18 protein-coding genes are annotated in these 16,216 nt (G+C 69.0%); 12 read left to right on the top strand and 6 right to left on the bottom strand.

All coding sequences use genetic code 11. The annotated features are described in order from the left end of the window. Both QZH52_RS17785 and QZH52_RS17780 read left to right on the top strand, forming a co-directional pair. On the top strand, window positions 1–1,017 hold the full coding sequence (locus QZH52_RS17785; protein ID WP_301811414.1) for a L,D-transpeptidase family protein: 1,017 nt from the start codon (window positions 1–3) through the stop codon (window positions 1,015–1,017). Between the two features lie 12 nt (window positions 1,018–1,029). Further along, window positions 1,030–1,572 (top strand): M23 family metallopeptidase, encoded by a 543-nt coding sequence (locus QZH52_RS17780; RefSeq protein WP_301811413.1) that lies wholly within the window; start codon window positions 1,030–1,032, stop codon window positions 1,570–1,572. A 34-nt stretch (window positions 1,573–1,606) separates the two neighbouring features. Here QZH52_RS17780 and QZH52_RS17775 read toward each other — a convergent pair whose 3' ends face one another. Beyond that, window positions 1,607–2,530, bottom strand: coding sequence for a LysR family transcriptional regulator (locus QZH52_RS17775; protein WP_301811411.1), 924 nt, complete (start codon window positions 2,528–2,530; stop codon window positions 1,607–1,609). A 232-nt stretch (window positions 2,531–2,762) separates the two neighbouring features. Here QZH52_RS17775 and QZH52_RS17770 point away from each other — a divergent pair, with 232 nt between their 5' ends. From QZH52_RS17770 to QZH52_RS17725, 10 genes are read left to right on the top strand one after another with little or no spacing between them, the layout of a single operon-like run. Beyond that, a complete protein-coding gene (locus QZH52_RS17770) occupies window positions 2,763–3,509 on the top strand; it encodes a cysteine hydrolase family protein (protein ID WP_301811409.1) in 747 nt (248 codons plus the stop codon). A 2-nt stretch (window positions 3,510–3,511) separates the two neighbouring features. Beyond that, on the top strand, window positions 3,512–4,555 hold the full coding sequence (locus QZH52_RS17765; RefSeq protein ID WP_301811407.1) for an ABC transporter substrate-binding protein: 1,044 nt from the start codon (window positions 3,512–3,514) through the stop codon (window positions 4,553–4,555). Window positions 4,556–4,577: 22 nt separating this feature from the next. Continuing rightward, a complete protein-coding gene (locus QZH52_RS17760; RefSeq protein ID WP_301811406.1) occupies window positions 4,578–5,369 on the top strand; it encodes an SDR family NAD(P)-dependent oxidoreductase in 792 nt (263 codons plus the stop codon). Between the two features lie 17 nt (window positions 5,370–5,386). Continuing rightward, a complete protein-coding gene (gene allB, locus QZH52_RS17755; protein WP_301811404.1) occupies window positions 5,387–6,847 on the top strand; it encodes an allantoinase AllB in 1,461 nt (486 codons plus the stop codon). Next, window positions 6,844–7,962 carry a cyanuric acid amidohydrolase gene (gene atzD, locus QZH52_RS17750; RefSeq protein ID WP_301811402.1) on the top strand — a complete coding sequence of 373 codons (1,119 nt, stop codon included), beginning with the start codon at window positions 6,844–6,846 and terminating at the stop codon, window positions 7,960–7,962. Before allB ends, atzD begins: the two co-directional genes overlap by 4 nt. 8 nt (window positions 7,963–7,970) lie before the next feature. Next, on the top strand, window positions 7,971–8,861 hold the full coding sequence (locus QZH52_RS17745; protein ID WP_301811400.1) for an ABC transporter ATP-binding protein: 891 nt from the start codon (window positions 7,971–7,973) through the stop codon (window positions 8,859–8,861). Then, window positions 8,858–9,637 (top strand): ABC transporter permease, encoded by a 780-nt coding sequence (locus QZH52_RS17740; protein WP_286530805.1) that lies wholly within the window; start codon window positions 8,858–8,860, stop codon window positions 9,635–9,637. The genes QZH52_RS17745 and QZH52_RS17740 overlap by 4 nt, the downstream gene beginning before the upstream one ends. A 44-nt stretch (window positions 9,638–9,681) precedes the next feature. Further along, on the top strand, window positions 9,682–10,734 hold the full coding sequence (locus QZH52_RS17735; protein ID WP_301811399.1) for an ABC transporter substrate-binding protein: 1,053 nt from the start codon (window positions 9,682–9,684) through the stop codon (window positions 10,732–10,734). Continuing rightward, the gene (locus QZH52_RS17730) at window positions 10,731–12,239 is read left to right on the top strand and encodes an amidohydrolase family protein (protein ID WP_301811398.1); all 1,509 of its coding nucleotides are present in this window, start codon (window positions 10,731–10,733) and stop codon (window positions 12,237–12,239) included. The genes QZH52_RS17735 and QZH52_RS17730 overlap by 4 nt, the downstream gene beginning before the upstream one ends. Before the next feature lie 20 nt (window positions 12,240–12,259). Continuing rightward, window positions 12,260–12,679 (top strand): DUF3830 family protein, encoded by a 420-nt coding sequence (locus tag QZH52_RS17725; protein WP_301811397.1) that lies wholly within the window; start codon window positions 12,260–12,262, stop codon window positions 12,677–12,679. 24 nt (window positions 12,680–12,703) lie between these two features. Here QZH52_RS17725 and QZH52_RS17720 read toward each other — a convergent pair whose 3' ends face one another. The 5 genes from QZH52_RS17720 to QZH52_RS17700 all read right to left on the bottom strand — a co-directional run bounded on the left by QZH52_RS17720 (window position 12,704) and on the right by QZH52_RS17700 (window position 16,159). After that, complete coding sequence (locus QZH52_RS17720; protein WP_301811396.1) at window positions 12,704–12,964, bottom strand: hypothetical protein; 261 nt, start codon at window positions 12,962–12,964, stop codon at window positions 12,704–12,706. Window positions 12,965–13,070: 106 nt separating this feature from the next. Beyond that, on the bottom strand, window positions 13,071–14,318 hold the full coding sequence (locus tag QZH52_RS17715) for a M16 family metallopeptidase (RefSeq protein WP_301811395.1): 1,248 nt from the start codon (window positions 14,316–14,318) through the stop codon (window positions 13,071–13,073). Window positions 14,319–14,399: 81 nt separating this feature from the next. After that, window positions 14,400–14,657 carry a helix-turn-helix domain-containing protein gene (locus tag QZH52_RS17710; RefSeq protein ID WP_301811394.1) on the bottom strand — a complete coding sequence of 86 codons (258 nt, stop codon included), beginning with the start codon at window positions 14,655–14,657 and terminating at the stop codon, window positions 14,400–14,402. 153 nt (window positions 14,658–14,810) lie between these two features. After that, a complete protein-coding gene (gene mgrA, locus QZH52_RS17705) occupies window positions 14,811–15,851 on the bottom strand; it encodes an L-glyceraldehyde 3-phosphate reductase (RefSeq protein ID WP_301811393.1) in 1,041 nt (346 codons plus the stop codon). Window positions 15,852–15,964: 113 nt separating this feature from the next. Then, on the bottom strand, window positions 15,965–16,159 hold the full coding sequence (locus QZH52_RS17700) for a hypothetical protein (RefSeq protein ID WP_301811392.1): 195 nt from the start codon (window positions 16,157–16,159) through the stop codon (window positions 15,965–15,967). Window positions 16,160–16,216: the final 57 nt, after the last annotated feature.

The raw sequence follows: 16,216 nt of genomic DNA, 5'->3' as shown, positions 1-16,216 counted from the left end.
ATGACCACTTCTCCACGCCGATCCTTTCTCCTCGCCGCCGCCTGCCTCGGCATGGTCGCCGCCGGCGCCGCGCCCTGGCGCGCCAACGCCGCCACCCCGACCACGGGTGCCGCCGCACTCGACCGGCTCAATGCAGCCGACGAGACGCCATTGCTCTCGCAAGGTTCGCGGGGCGCGGCCGTGATGCGGGCGCAGATCCTGCTCGACCGCGCCTGGTTCTCGCCCGGCGAGATCGACGGCAGCTACGGTGCCAACATGCGCCGCGTCGTCGCGGCCTACCAGCGCTCGTTCGGCCTCGCCGAGAGCGGCAAGGTCGACGCCGCGACCTGGGCCGCGCTCAAGGCCGACAGCGCGCCGCTGTTCACCACCCATGTGCTGACCGACAAGGATGTCGCGGGTCCCTACGCACCGACGCCGAAGGAGATGGCGGATCGTGCCAAGCTCAAGTCGATGGGCTACGAGAACCTGCGCGAGGCCCTCTCGGAGAAGTACCACATGTCGCCGAAGGCCCTGGCCGAACTGAACCGCACAGCGAAATTCCAGGCCGGCGACGAGATCGTGGTCGTCAACATCACCGGCGCGGCCGATGCCGGCGTGGTCAAGGCCGCCAAGTCGATCGAGATCGACAAGAGCGAACACATGCTGTTCGTGCTCGACGGCACGGGCAAGCCGCTGGCCGGCTTTCCGATCAGCATCGGCGGACCTCTCGACCCGCTGCCCCTGGGAAGGATGAAGGTCATCAACGAGGTGAAAGACCCGACCTTCACCTACGATCCGTCGATCCTCAAGAACGCGCCGGCCGACGCGGTGAAAGTCGACGTCGCTGCCGGCCCGAACAACCCGATCGGCAATGTGTGGATGGGCCTGTCGAAGCCGCACTGGGGCATCCATGGCACGCCGGCGCCCGATCGCGTCGGCCACGAGGAAACCAATGGCTGCATCCACCTGACCAACTGGGATGCGGCCCGCCTGTCCCAGCTGGCGAAAGCCGGCTTCGCGGTCGAGGTCAAGGCCTGAGAGGCGGCTGCCGTGCACGTGGCTCGCGCTCGACTGGCGGTGGCTTGCGCCTGTCTCGTGGCGTGCTGCGGCGCGCTCGCGCAATCCGCCGGCGAGCGCATCGGGCCGGCGCTTCTCGCGGCCCGTTCGTTGCAGTTCCCGGTCGACGGCATCCGTCCCGAGACGGTGCGCGACACCTTCGAGGACGGCCGTCCCGGCCATCGCCATGAGGCGCTCGACATCATGGCCCCGCTCGGTACGCCGGTGCGCGCCGCGGACGATGGCAAGCTGGTCAAGCTGTTCGACAGCAAGCCGGGCGGGCTCACCATCTACCAGTTCGACCCCGCAGGGCAATTGGCCTACTACTACGCGCACCTCGACCGATACGCCGACGGCCTGCACGAGGGCATGCAGCTGCGGCGCGGCGACCTGATCGGCTATGTGGGCACGACCGGAAACGCTGCGACCGTCGCGCCTCACCTCCATTTCGCGGTCTTCATGCTCGGGCCTGAAAGGCAATGGTGGAAGGGCGAAGCGTTGAACCCGCACAGCGCCCTGATGAGGGCGTCTCGATGAGCCGGTGCGAGGCCGCCCGCGATCCAGGACGGGTTCAGCGCGCCGCCGCCGGCTCGCCACCCCCCAGACTCCCCAATCTCTTCCTCAGGAACTCCGCGAACGCATAGGCGATCACCGGAAGCTGTCGACCCCGCAGGCTCGCCAGCACCATCTCGCCCCTGGGAAACCCTCGATCCTCGATATCGCGCGCGACGATGTCGCGGTCGTCCCAGGCCGCGCCGATGGCCATCTGGAACGAGATCGACCGCCGGTCGTCCAGGCAGCCGCGCAAGAACTCGAAGCTGTTGCTTTCCACCATGGCATTGAGGCGGGTCGAGCTGCGCGCCAGGAAGCGTTCCAGCAGCTGACGCCCCCCGGTGTCGCGGTTCGGCAGCACCACCGGGTACTCGGCGCAGTCGCGCAGGCGCAGTGACGACGCGCTGCCGGCGGCGAGCGGATGCCTCGCATGCAGGATCGCCATGAGCTTCTGCTCGACCACGATCGCGCGCTGGATGTCGGCCTCCGGCGCCAGGTTGAACACCAGGGCCAGGTCGGTCTCGAAGCTGCGCAGCGCACGTGCGGCCTGCACGTGGTCCCCGATGTGGACGTCGAAGGCGACCAGCGGATGCGCCTTGCGGAACTCGCCGATCACACCCGGCAGGAACTTCGGCGCCAGCGCCTGGCTCGCCACCAGGCGCACGCTGCCGCGCCGCAGGCCTTGCAGCTCCTCGATTTCCGAGCGCACCCGCTCCAGGTCGGCGGCGCGGCCGCGGATGTAGCGCACGAAGAGTTCGCCGGCCGCCGTCAGCCGCATGCCGCGCGGCAGGCGCTCGAAGACCGGCGTGCCGAGCTCGTCCTCGATGTCCTGGATGCGGCGGTTCACGGCGGACGGCGCCACGTGCAGCCGCTCGGCCGCCTGGCGGATCGAGCCCGCGCGGGCTACTTCATCGACGTAACGCAGAAGACGCAAATGGTTCATGCGGCCCGTCTTGCAACCTTCGTGCCTTCGATGGCCGTTGCCGTTTCGGCAACGCAGCGAACGCGATAAAGCGTCGTGGTGGCGCACTCCCGGGCACGTCGCGTGCATGACATCGGGCATGAAAGCCCCTCCGCGTCCCCCACGCCCCAGATTGGCGCCCAGCTTGCCTCCTTCGAGGGCATCGTTCGGCCCTGCCGCGCACAACGCCTGGCATTTGCAGGATGACAACCGCGTGAGCTTCGTGCGCAAGGCACGCAAGCCGCGGCCGCTGCTGATCGCCGACGCCGCGCCGCAGGCCGTCGAGATCGACCTGGCGCGCACCGCGCTGCTGGTGGTCGACATGCAGAACGACTTCTGCCACGCCGAAGGCTGGTTCGCGCAGAAGGGCCTGGGCACCCAGGCCGCGCGCAAGCCGATCCCGGTGCTGCAAGCGCTGTTGCCGGCCTGGCGCGATGCGGGCGGCGCGGTGATGTGGCTCAACTGGGGAATCCGCGCCGACAAGCGCAACCTCGCCCCCACGGTCCAGTTCAAGGGCAAGCGCACGGCCGATGGCGTGGGCTATGCCGAGCACTCGCCGATCGACCATGGCCCCTCGCTGGTGCAGGGCTCCTGGGGCGCGCAAGTCGTCGACGAGTTGTCCGTGGCGCGATCCGACATCAGCGTGCACAAGCATCGCCTGAGCGGCTTCTGGGACAACGAACTCGACACGCTGCTGCGCCAGCAGGGCATCACCACGCTGCTGTTCACCGGCATCAACACCGACCGCTGCGTGTTCTCGACCCTGCAGGACGCCAACTTCCTCGGCTACGACTGCGTGCTGCTGAAGGACGCCTGCAGCACGCCGTCGCCGGCCTACGTGACCAAGGGCGTGCTCTACATCGTGCAGTTGCTGCACGGCTTCGTCGCCAGTGCCGCGTCATTGCTCGGCGCGCTTCCAGTCGTCGCTTCCCCCTCTTCTTCCAGAACCAAGGAGTCTTGAGCATGAAATTCCCTCTCCCGCACGCCCTGCTGTCCGCCTGCGGCCTCGCACTCGCGCTCGCGCTGGCCGCGCTGCCGGCCGCGGCGCAGGTCCCGATCAAGGTGGTGCTGAACTGGAAATACGAAGGCCCGCAGGCGTGGTTCTTCCTGGCGCAGGACAAGGGCTACTTCAAGGACGAAGGGCTCGACGTCACCATCGACCAGGGCGAAGGCTCGGCCGCGTCGATCCCGAAGGTGGCCGCCGGCGCCTACCAGGCCGGCTTCGGCGACATCAATGCGCTGGTCGACCTCGCGTCCCGGCGCCCCGCCGACGCCCCGGTGGGCGTCTACATGCTCTACAACACGCCTCCGTTCGCGCTCGTGGTGAAGAGCGACAGCCCGATCAGGACGCCGAAGGACCTCGAAGGCAAGACGGTGGGCGGGCCGGCCAACGATGGCGCACTCAAGCTGTTTCCGGCCTTCGCCAGGATCGCCGGGATCGACGCCGCCAAGGTCGGCATCACCAACATGGCGCCCAACCTGCGCGAGCAGATGCTCTCGCGCGGCCAGATCGACGCCGGCTTCGGCTACGTCACCACCGTCAGCTTCAGCGCCAAGGGCATGGGCCTCGACCCGGCGAAGGACTTGCGCTTCATCCGCTACGGCGACTACGGCATGGACCTCTATGCCAACACGGTGTTCTTCTCGAAGCGCTTCGTGAAGGAGAACCCGAAGGCCGTGGCCGGCTTCGTGAAGGCGCTCAACCGCGCGGTGAAGGAAGTCATCGCGAACCCGGATGCCGGCGTCGACCATGCGATCCAGCGCGAGCCCCTGCTCAAGCGCGAGGTCGAGAAGGACAAGCTGCTCGCCACGCTGAAGAACGACATGAGCCACCCCGAGATCGCGCGCATCGGCCTCGGTGACGTGGACGACGCGCGGCTGAAGAAAGACATCGCGATCGTCGTCGAAGCCAACGCGCTGCCGCGCACGCCCGAGCCGGGCGAGATCTTCGACCGCAGCTTCCTGCCGGTCCGCGCCGATCGCCCTTCCGCCACCACCACCCACTGACCCCGCACAGGAGACCCCCAACATGGACTTGCAACTGAAAGACAAGGTGACCGTCATCACCGGCCCCGCCAAGGGCATGGGCGCCGCCGTGACGCTCGCCTTTGCGCGCGAAGGCGCCACGCTGGTGCTGGCCGGCCGGGACACCGCCGCCATCGAACCCGTGGCCACCGAGGCGCGTGCGCTCGGCGTGCCGGCCATCGTGGTGCCCTGCGACCTGACCGTGGCCGCACAGACCGAGGCGCTGGCCGCGCACGCGCTCGAGGCCTTCGGCCATGTGGACGTGCTGGTCAACGTGGCCGGCGGCTCGGGCCCGATCGGAAAGACCGGCTGGGAAACGACCACCGAAGAGTTCAACGAGATCGTGCAGCTCAACATGACCGGCTGCTTCAACACCATCCACGCCATCCTGCCGTCGATGATCGCCCGCCGCAGCGGCAAGATCGTCAACGTCGGCGGCACCTTCGGCCTGCGCGGGCGCGCCGGCCGGCTGGCCTACTCGGCCTCGAAGTGGGGCCTGCGCGGCATCACCAAGAGCTTTGCGCTCGAAGCCGGCCCCTACAACATCAACGTCAACAACGTCGCGCCCGGCATGGTGGACGGCCCGCGCTTTCGCGAGAAGGTGTGCGCCAACATGGCCGCGAAGCTGGGCATCACGCTCGAAGAAGCCATGACGCGCCATGCCGCCGACTACGCTCTGAAGCGCGTCTCCACCGATGCCGACATCGCCAACGCCTGCCTGTTCATGGCGAGCGATGTGTCGCGCCAGATCACCGGTGTCGACCTGCCCGTCGACGGCGGCTGGGCCGCACTCTGACCGCGCGAGGACATCCCATGACCAGAGAAGTCGACCTCGTCATCCGCGGCGCCCGCGTGGTGTCGCCGGACCAGATCATCGAAGCCTCGGTGGCGATTGCCGGCGAGCACGTCGTCGCCGTCGGCCACGACGACACCATGCCGCCTGCGCGCGCCGAGATGCGCGCCGACGGCCTCTACCTGCTGCCCGGCGCCATCGACAGCCACGTCCACTTTCGCGACCCCGGCTATCCGAACAAGGAGACCTGGAAGACCGGCTCCGCCGCCGCCGCCATGGGCGGCGTGACCACGGTCTTCGAGATGCCCAACACCCACCCGCCGACCGGCACCGTGGAGGCGCTGCGGATCAAGCTGAAGGCGGCCGAGTCGTCGTACTGCGACTTCGGCATCCACGGCCTGCTGGGCGACGAGAGCATCGACCAGCTCGAAGCGCTGCTCGACGCCGGGGTGACGAGCTTCAAGGCCTTCGTCGGCAACACCTTCGGCAACCTGCCGGCACCGACCGACGGCGCGCTGCTCGAAGGCTTCGAGATCCTCGCGCCGCTGGGCATCCGCACGGTGGTGCATGCGGAGAACTCGTCGATTCTCTTCCGCCGCCAGAAGCGCCTGCAGGACGCCAGCCGCATCGACGCGATGGCACACCTGGCGGCTCGCCCGGCGGTGGCCGAGATCGAGGCCATCAACCGCGTGCTGACGCTGGCCGAGTGGACCGGCGCGCGCGTGCACATCGCGCACCACAGCGCGGCCGATTCGCTCTACCTTCTGCGCGAGTTCAAGCGCCGCGGCGTCGACGTCACGGTCGAGACCTGCCCCCAGTACCTGCTGCTCAACACCGACCACATGCGCAAGCTCGGTGGCGTGATGCGCGTGAACCCGCCGATCCGCGAACCTCGCCACAACCAGCCGCTGTGGGACGCACTGATGGACGGCACCCTGGACATGATCGCGACCGACCACGCGCCGCACACGCCCGAAGAAAAAACGCGCGAGAGCATCTGGGAATGCGACTGCGGCTTTCCGGGCGTGGAGACGCAGATGCCGCTGATGCTGACCGAGGTGAATCGCGGCCGCGCCTCGCTGATGGACTACGTCCGCTGGAGTTCGGTGGCGCCGGCCCGGGCCTGGGGTCTGTATGGCACCAAGGGCGTGATCGCGCCCGGTGCCCATGCCGACATCGCGGTCGTCGACATGGCGCGCACCGGCACCTTGTCGCAGAACAAGCTGCAGAGCATCAGCAAGATCTCGCCATGGAACGGCCGGGCGGTGCAAGGCTATCCGCTTCATACCCTGCTGCGCGGACGCTTCGTGATGCGCGACGGCAAGCTCGTCACCGACGCGGCGGGCTGGGGCCGGTCCATCAAGGGCATCCAGCGGATGCCGGCTGCGAAGCCGCGCAACATGGAGCACTACAGCAGCGCCATCGTCGAGGCGCCCGAGGGCATTCCGGCGAACGCCAAACCGCTGGCGGACGCACTGTGAGCGCCGCACAGAAGGTCGACGTGTTCCGCGTTCCCTGCGACGGGCCGGCCGACCTGTCGGGCGTGCAGGCGCTGGTCGACGCGGGGCGCCTCGACCCCCGGCAGATCATCGCCGTGATGGGAAAGACCGAAGGCAACGGCTGCGTCAACGATCACACGCGAGATTTCGCGGCCACGGCCTGGTGCCACTTCCTGGCGCCTCACCTCGACTGCACGGCCGCGCAGGTGCATGGACGCGTGGCGCTCGTGATGTCGGGCGGCACCGAGGGCGTGCTGTCGCCGCATTTCACGGTGTTCGCGCGCGGGCCGGCCGGCGCGGCTGAAGCGACGCACGAGAAGCGCCTGGTGGTCGGGGTCGCGCATACACGTGACTTCGCCCCGGAAGAGCTCGGGCGCATGGCACAGGTCGAGGCCACCGCCGAGGCGGTGAAGGCCGCGATGCGCGATGCCGGCATCGAAGACGCGGCGGACGTTCACTTCGTGCAGGTCAAGTGCCCGTTGCTCACGTCGGCCAAGGTCCGCGCGGCGCAGCAAAGCGGCGCGGCCACCGTCAGCCGCGACACCTACGAGTCGATGGGCTGGTCGCGCGGCGCCTCGGCGCTCGGCGTCGGCCTCGCCCTGGGCGAGTTCGCGGCGGTCGACGAGGCGGCGATCCTGCACGACGGCACGCTCTATTCGGCGCGGGCTTCGTGCTCGGCAGGCATCGAACTCGACGGCAACGTGGTCATCGTGCTCGGCGAGGCGGCCGGCAGCGCCTCGCGTTTTCGCATCGCGCACACGGTGATGCAGGACGCGATCGACGGCAACAGCGTGCGCCGCATGCTGCGCGAGCGCTTCGGGCTCGACCCGGAGGCCGATGCCGACCTCGTCGCGGACCGGCTGGTCAACCTGCTGGCCAAGGCCGAGGCGAGTCCCGGCGGACTCGTTCGCGAGGCGCGCCACACCATGCTCAATGACTCCGACATCCATTCGACGCGGCACGCGCGCGCGGCCGTCGGCGGCGTGCTGGCTTCGGTGGTCGGGTCGACGGCGCTCTACGTGTCGGGCGGTGCCGAACACCAGGGGCCACCCGGCGGCGGGCCGGTGGCCGCCATCTTCGCCATTCCCTCCTTCTGAAAGCTGCCATGGGCAACGCCTACATCCAACTCTCCGACGTGATGCTGCGCTACGGCGGCGGCACCATCGCCCTGGACCACACGACGCTCGGCATCGACGAGGGCGACTTCGTGGCGCTGGTCGGCCCGAGCGGCTGCGGCAAGTCGACCATCCTGAAGCTGGTGGCCGGCCTGTTGCGGCCCAGCGCAGGCGCCGTGATCGCGGGCGGCCGCGAAGTCGGTGCGGCCGGCACGCTGCCCGGTGGCGGCGCGCACGCCTCGCAGGCACCGCGCCTGCGCATCGGCCTCGCGTTCCAGAACCCGACCATGCTGCCGTGGCTGACCATCCGCGACAACGTGATGATCCCGCTCAAGATCGTCGAGCCGTTCCGCCAGCACTTCGGCAAGAAGAAGCATGGCGATTACAAGGACCGCGTCGAGGCATTGCTCGCCCAGGTAGGGCTCAAGGGCTTCGGCGACAAGCGGCCCTGGCAGCTGTCGGGCGGCATGCTGCAACGCGCGTCGCTGTGCCGCGCGCTGGTGCACGACCCGGAACTGCTCCTGCTCGACGAGCCCTTCGGCGCGCTCGACCAGTTCACGCGCGAGGAGCTGTGGGACATCATGCAGACGCTGTGGATGGACCGGCGGCCCACGGTGCTGCTGGTGACGCACGATCTGCGCGAGTCCGCCTACCTGGCCAACCGGATCTGCGTGATGAGCTCGCGGCCCGGCCGCATCCTGGAGACACGCGAGGTCGGCTTTGCCCGGCCGCGCACGCTGGAAAGCAGCTATGCGCCCGAGTTCGCCACGCTGGTGCAGCAGCTGCGCATGCGCATTGCCGATGCGCGGCGCGACGGCGACGCCACGCCGCCGGCTGCGGCCACGGCCACGGCCGCCTCTCTGGAAGAGGTGGCGGCATGACCCTCTCCCCTCGAACCCGCCAGCGCCTGTTGTCCGCCGGCGCGCTGGTCGGCTTCTTCCTGCTGTGGGAGCTGGCCTGCCTGGCCTTCGGCGTGTCCGACCTGATCCTGCCGCGGCCGAGCCAGATCGCGAACGTGCTGATCGACAAGATGTCGCTGCTTTGGCCGCATGCGGTGCAGACGCTCTACACCACCTTCGCCGGCTTCGTGCTCGGCGTGCTGGCGGGCATCGTCATCGGCGTCGGCATCGGCTCGTCCCGGCTCGCCTACGACGTCACCTATCCGCTGCTGGTCGGCTTCTCGAGCATCCCGAAGGTGGCTGTGGTGCCGCTGTTCGTGGTGTGGTTCGGTGCCGGCACGGTGCCGGCGATCCTGACCTCGATGGTGATCAGCATATTCCCGGTGGTGGTCAACGTGGCGACCGGACTCGCCAGCACCGAGCCCGAACTGGAGGACGTGCTGCGCGTGCTCGGCGCCCGCAAGCGCGACATCCTCTGGAACGTCGGCCTGCCGCGCACGCTGCCCTATCTGTTCGCCTCGCTCAAGATCGCGATCACGCTGTCCTTCGTCGGCACCGTGCTGGCCGAGACCGTGGCGTCGAACAAGGGCATCGGCACCGTGATGATGATCGCCAGCGGCAACTTCGACGTGCCGATGGTGTTCGCCGGGCTCTTCCTGCTGGCCGCGATGGGCGTGGCGCTCTACGCCGTGTCCTCGCTGGTCGAACAGCGCATGACCGGCTGGGCGCAGCGCAAGACCGACATGGCGATGGCATGAGCTTGTCACGGCCCCTTCCTTCCTCATCCCACCCTGGAGCTTTCATGCACCACCGTCTTTCGCGCCGCGCCGCGGCCTTCGCTTTCGCCGCACTGGCTTCGCTCGCCGCCGGGCTGCCGGTTCGCCCGGCCGCGGCGCAGCCCGTCACCCCCATCAAGTTCGTGCTCGACTGGAAGCTGCAGGGCATCCACGCCTGGTACTACCTGGCCGAGGACAAGGGCTACTTCGCCGCGGAAAAGCTGGCGGTCACCATCGACCAGGGCGACGGCTCGGCCGCCGCCGTGACCAAGGTGATGGCCGGTGCCTACCAGGCCGGCTTCGGCGACGTCAATGCCATCATCCAGAACGCCGTCGCCAAGCCGGGCACCGCGCCGGTGATGGTCTACATGATCTACAACCGGGCGCCGTTCGCGCTGATCGTGAAGTCGACCAGCCCGATCAGGACGCTGAAGGACCTCGAAGGCAAGACGCTCGGCACGGTGGCCGGCGGTGCGGCCTCGCGGATGTTTCCGGTGATCGCGGGCAAGGGCGGCGTCGACGCGGCCAAGGTCAAATGGACCAACGTGGCGCCCAACCTGCAGGAGCAGATGATGCTGAAAGACCACGTCGACGGCTCGGCGGTGTTCTCGGTCACCAGCTACATGAACCTCGTGGCGCAGGGCATCGACCCCGACAAGGACATCCGCTGGTTCCACTACGGCGACCTCGGCGTCGAGCTGTATGGCAACGGCGTGCTGGTGTCGCAGAAGCTCGTCAAGGACAACCCGCAGGCCGTCGCGGGGCTGGTGCGCGCCATCCACAAGGGACTGCGCGATACCATCGCCAACCCCGACGCCGCCATCGCCGCGCTCATGAAGCGCGAGCCGCTGCTGAACAAGGACCTGGAGAAACGCCGCCTCATGTACACCCTGAAAACCGTGATGCTGACACCCGAAGCCGCCGCCATCGGCCTGGGCGACGTCAGCGATGCGCGCTTCGCGCGCTCTCTCATCCAGGTGCAGGAAGCGTTCGAGCTGCCTCGCGTGCCGACCGCTGCCGAGGTCTTCGACCGCCGCTTCCTGCCGCCGCTGGCCGAGCGCAAGGTGGCGGCCCCATGACGACGCCCGCGACCGACGCCGCCTTTCTCGACTGCGACTGGCTGCTGGCCGACCCGGGCGCGGAGCCCGCGCGACGCGATGTGCGCGTCGGCCTGGCGAATGGGCGCGTGGCCTCCATCGAGGCACGGCCGGGCGCGGGCAGCGGCCGCCGCAGGCTGGCGCTGCCGGCGCTCGCCAACGCCCACGACCATGCGCGCACTTTCCGCAGCGCCACGCTGGGCGCGTTCAACCAGCCGTTGGAAAGCTGGCTGCCCTTTCTCGGCGTGGTGCCGGGCATGGACCCGTACCTGTGCGCCGCGACATCGTTCGCACGCTCGGCGCGCAATGGTGTCGCCCACCTCATGGTGCAATACACCCGGGTGCAGGGCGGCATGCCCTACGTGGACGAAGCGCGCGCCGTGGCACGGGCCGCGCGCGACGTCGGCGTGCGGATCGGCTTCGCGGTGGCCATGCGCGACCGCAACGGCATCGCCTACTGCGACGACGCCACGGTACTGAGCGCGCTGCGCCCGGGCATCCGCGACGCGGTCGCGAAGCGGCTCGCCGTGCAGCCAGTGGCGCCCGCGCAGCAGCTCGCGCTGGTCGACGAGGTTGCCGCGATGGTGCAGGACGACGGATGGGGCGACCACGTCGCCGTGCAGTACGGCCCGACCGCCGTGCAATGGTGCAGCACGCCCCTGCTCGAAGCCATTGCGCGGGCTTCGGCCGACACCGGCCGGCCGGTGCACATGCACTTGCTGGAGACCCGGTACCAGCGCCAATGGGCCGACCGGGTGCATCCCGGCGGCATCGTCAAGTTCCTCGACAGCATCGGGCTGCTCAGCCCGCGCCTCACGCTGGCGCATTGCGCCTGGGCGCGGCCCGATGAGCTGGCACTGATCGCGGAACGCGGCGCGACCATCGCGGTCAACACCAGTTCGAACCTGGGCCTGAAGTCCGGCATCGCCCCCTTGCCCGAGATGCTCGCGCAGGGCTGCCGCGTGGCCATGGGGCTCGATGGCATGGCCTTCGACGAAGACGACGACGCCCTGCGCGAGGCGCGCCTGGCCTATGCGCTGCACCGCGGCTGGGGCTTCGACACGACGATGACGCCGGGGCAGCTCTGGGGCTTCGCGTCGCGCAACGGCCCCCGCAGCGTGTCGGGCGCCGCCGCACTGTCGAACGGCCGGATCGCCCCCGGCGCACCGGCCGACATCGTGCTGCTGGACTGGGACGCGCTCGATGACGATGCCCTGTTTGCCGACACCGACCCGCTCGCGCTGCTTCTGGCGCGCGGCAACGGCACGCACATCGCGGACGTGATCGTCGGCGGCCGGACCGTGGTCGAGGCGGGCCGGGTGACCGGCATCGACGAGGCCGCATTGCGCGCCGAGTTGCTCGCGCGCACGCGCGCCGCCCTGGCCGCCGACGCCGCGCACGGCGGCTGGCGCGCCACCGTGGCCGCGCTCGCGCAGGACCTTGCCCCTTTCTATCGCGACGGCCGCATGGGCGGCTGCTGCGGCTGACTTCCAGGAAACACCGAGACATGACCCGCATCAAGATCACCGCCGGCGGCTTCGGCTTCGTGGCCGAGACCCATCCCGACGCACCACTCACCGTGGCGGCGTTCTGCAAGCTGCTTCCCTATCGGCAGCGGCTCATCCACGTGCGCTGGAGCGGCGAAGGCTGCTGGGTGCCGCTGGGCGAATTCCAGCTCGGCGTCGGCTTCGAGAACCACACCAGCCACCCCTCGGTGGGGGACATCCTGTTCTACCCGGGCGGCTACAGCGAGACCGAGATCATCCTGGCCTACGGCGCCTGCAGCTTCGCGAGCAAGATGGGGCAGCTCGCCGGCAATCACTTCCTGACTATCGTCGAGGGCAAGGAAAACCTGCGCGCGCTCGGCACCAAGGTGCTGTGGGAAGGCGCGCAGGATGTGCTGTTCGAACTGGACCAGCCTGGCTAGGTGCCCCGGATTCCCAGGTCCGCCTCACGCACACCGGGAATCGGCAATGTCATCGGCGCGCCTGGAGACGGGACTCATGTTCCGCACCATGGCGACCTTGGGCGATTCGTGCGCGTCGGTCACGCTGCAGGCGAGCGGCACCTGCGACGGATAGGGAATCGGTTGCGGATTCAGGACCAGCACGATCGCGCTCACGAGCGCCGCGAGGGCGACGCCCAACGCCATCAGCGCTTTCTGCAGCCCCCGTGTGGTGGTCCGCGCCAGTTGCCGATCGATGGAGTTCATGGTCCGTCTCCTGAAGAGCGGTGTCCATTTTTCCGTGAACTCGCCCGGCTGTCTGTGCGTTTCGGCACACCCGGGGCGCATCCGCTCAGCCCGGACGTGCCCGCCGCTAGCTGGCGCCGTCGACCAGGCGTGCCGCCAACTGCCGCGCGCCTCGCACGCTGGCCCCCTTGCCGGTGATCGCCAGCGCCGGGGGGTGGACCAGCATCCGCTCGAAGACCGCCCGCACTTCTTCCGCCCGGATGTCGTCGATCATGGCGATCGCTTCGGCCATCGGCGTCACGCATCCGCTGGCGAAGAGCTCTTCGACGGCCTGCTCCATGCTCGCGTAGGTCCGCTCTGCGGCGCGCACGCGGGACACGGTCAACTGGTTTTTCGCCCGCTCCAGGTGCACCGGATCGATGATCGTGGCCTGCGCCCGCAGCAGGCGGCCGGTCGCGGTCACCAGCGCGTCGAGCTTGTCCGGGGTCGTGACCGCATGCACCGCGAAGTTGGCCCAGACGTCCCCGCTGTCCACCGTGGAATGGGCCGTGTAGGCCAGGCCGAGCTGCTCCCGGACAGTGTCGACCAGGGGCGCCGACATCCCGCCGCCGAACAGGTTGGCCGCCAGCGCAGCCGCAAGGCGCCAGCGCGGCTGCGACATCTCCTCCGGCCGCGCGGGCGCCAGCGGGTAGGCGATGTTCAGGAACACCTGCGACACCTGCGTGAAGCGCCGGGCCATGGCCTGGCCGACATACCTTGCCGGCTCCGGCGGTCGCGAGACGGACAGGTCGGCCGACGCAGGCATCGCAGCGAAGAGTTCCCCGGCGAGCGCCACCCAGGCGTCGACGTCGAAGTTGCCGGCCGCGGCGACGACGGTCTGCTGCGCGACGTAGCGGGACTGCACGTGGCCGACCAGGTCGTTCCGGGTGAAGCCTTCGATGTTGCCGATGGTGCCGATCACCGGCATGCCCATCGGGTCGTCGCCCCAGATGGCGCGGTCGAGCAGGTCGCTGGAGCAATCCTCAGGGTCCTCCTCGTACTCGATGGCCTCCTGGCGAATCACCTCCAGCTCGCGCTGCAATTCGTTATCGGGAAATGTGCTGTTCAGGACAATGTCGGCCGTCATGCGCAGCAGATGCTCCGCGTGGCGGCCCAGGCCGGTCATGAAGTAGCCGGTGGTGTCCTTGCCGGTGAACGCGTTGACATCCGCGCCCAGCCGTTCCGCGTCCAGGTTGATGGCCTGCACCGAGCGGGTTGCGGTCCCCTTGAACGCCATGTGCTCCAGGACATGGCCAATGCCGTTGGTGGCCGGCGTCTCGTCGCGGGAGCCGACGCGCAGGAACACGCCCACACTGGCGCTCTGCACATGTGGCATGGGGATGGCGAGCAGCCTCACCCCGTTCGCAAGCGTGTGAAGGACGACGGTGGCGCGCTTCGACGGCAGCCGATTCATGGTTCAGCGGCCCTCCGGCTGCTGCAGCCTGACGCCGATGCCGTAGAGCGCGAGCAGGCCCAGCACGTGCCCGATGGCCACGCCGGGCTCCCCTGCTTCGATGCGGCCGATGGTTTGCACATGCACGCCCAGGCGCGCGGCGGCGGCGGCCTGGGCCTCCCCGGCCGCCGTTCGGGCCAGCCTGGCCGCCGCCCCCAGTTCCCGAATGGATTGCAAGGCGTCGCCGCCGATGTCTGCAGAGATGCGCTTGCCTTGGGTCATGGGTGGATTGTCGCTCCGCCCGCGGCGTGCTTCAGTGCTTGCACCGGAAACCGGCTGCCCTGCGGGCTCCTCGATTCTTCGAACTCATTCACTGAGTAAGCACTCACGTAAATTGCAGCGACCTCACCCACGGTCGCGTTCCGCGTCAGCCCCTCAGGCGTAGTCCGTCGACGGCTTCTCCCACAGGTTGACCCCGCCTTCGACCGCATGGCGATCGATCTCGGCAAGCTCTTCCGCGGTGAACGCCGGGCCCCGCAGCGCCGCGACGTTGTCCACGATCTGCTCGGGCCGGCTGGCGCCGATCAGCGCGGAGCTCACGCGCGGGTCCCTCAGGGTCCAGGCCAGAGCGAGCTGCGCCAGCGTCTGCCCGCGCCGCTGGGCGATGACGTTCAACGCGCGCGCACGCGCCACGTTGGCTTCGGAAAGATGCTCCGGCTTGAGCGAGCCGCCGCCGGGGCGATGGACGCGCGCGTCGGCGGGCACGCCGTCGAGGTATTTGTCGGTCAGCAAGCCTTGCGCCAGCGGCGTGAATGCGATCACGCCCGCACCCAGTTCTTCGGTCGCCGCCAGCAGATCCTTCTCGGCCCACCGGTTCAGCAGGTTGTAGGCCGGCTGATGGATCAGGAGCGGCACCTTCCACGCGCGCAACAACGCGGCGATTTCCCGCGTCTTGCCTGCGGAGTACGAGGAGATGCCGATGTAGAGGGCCTTGCCCTGGCGCACCGCCTGCGCCAGCGCGCCGGCCGTCTCCTCCAGCGGCGTCTCGGGATCGAAGCGGTGCGAGTAGAAGATATCGACATGGTCGATGCCCAGTCGCTGCAGGCTCTGGTCGAGACTGTTCAGCACATGCTTGCGGGAGCCGCCGCCCTTGCCGTACGGCCCGGGCCACATGTCCCACCCCGCCTTGGTCGAGATGACCAGTTCGTCGCGATGCGCCCTGAAGTCCTCGCGCAGCAGACGCCCGAAATTGACCTCGGCGCTGCCGTAGGGCGGTCCGTAGTTGTTTGCGAGGTCGAAGTGGCTGATGCCGTGGTCGAAGGCCGTACGCAACAGCCGGCGCTGGAGTTCCAGGGGCGTGCTGTCCCCGAAGTTGTGCCACAGGCCGAGCGAGATCGCTGGCAGCACGAGGCCGCTGCGGCCGACCCGGCGGTATTGCATCTCGTCGTAGCGCTTGGGTGAGGCAAGGTAGGTCATGGAGAGGAACTCAAGGAAAAGAAGGATCGATTGTCCAGGGTAGCGGCCGCGACTTCATCCCGGGACGCCGTTGTCGAGGTTGAGCACCTCGAGAAGCGGCAGGCGAAATCGAATCACCAGGAATGCGCCATCGGCAGGCCCGCAGCCACCGCGGCCGCCTGGATGCGCCGCACGACCCGCGCCGGCACATGGCCGCGCGGCGCGCGCCGCGCCACTTCGCGTGGCGACGCCGGCGCGATCCGCCAGGCGGAACCGGTGCGCTCGATCACGTGGCGGGCTTGCTGGGAAGGTGTCGACTCGATGTTCATGCGCGTTGGATTCCGTCTGTGCCGCGGGTCCAAGGCTTGGCCACGAGCGCACCGAGC

It is taken from the genome of Variovorax ginsengisoli, assembly GCF_030486595.1.
Classification (GTDB): domain Bacteria; phylum Pseudomonadota; class Gammaproteobacteria; order Burkholderiales; family Burkholderiaceae_C; genus Variovorax; species Variovorax ginsengisoli_B.
Note: the sequence above shows the minus strand (reverse complement) of the source record. Positions and strands in the feature narration are given on the sequence as shown.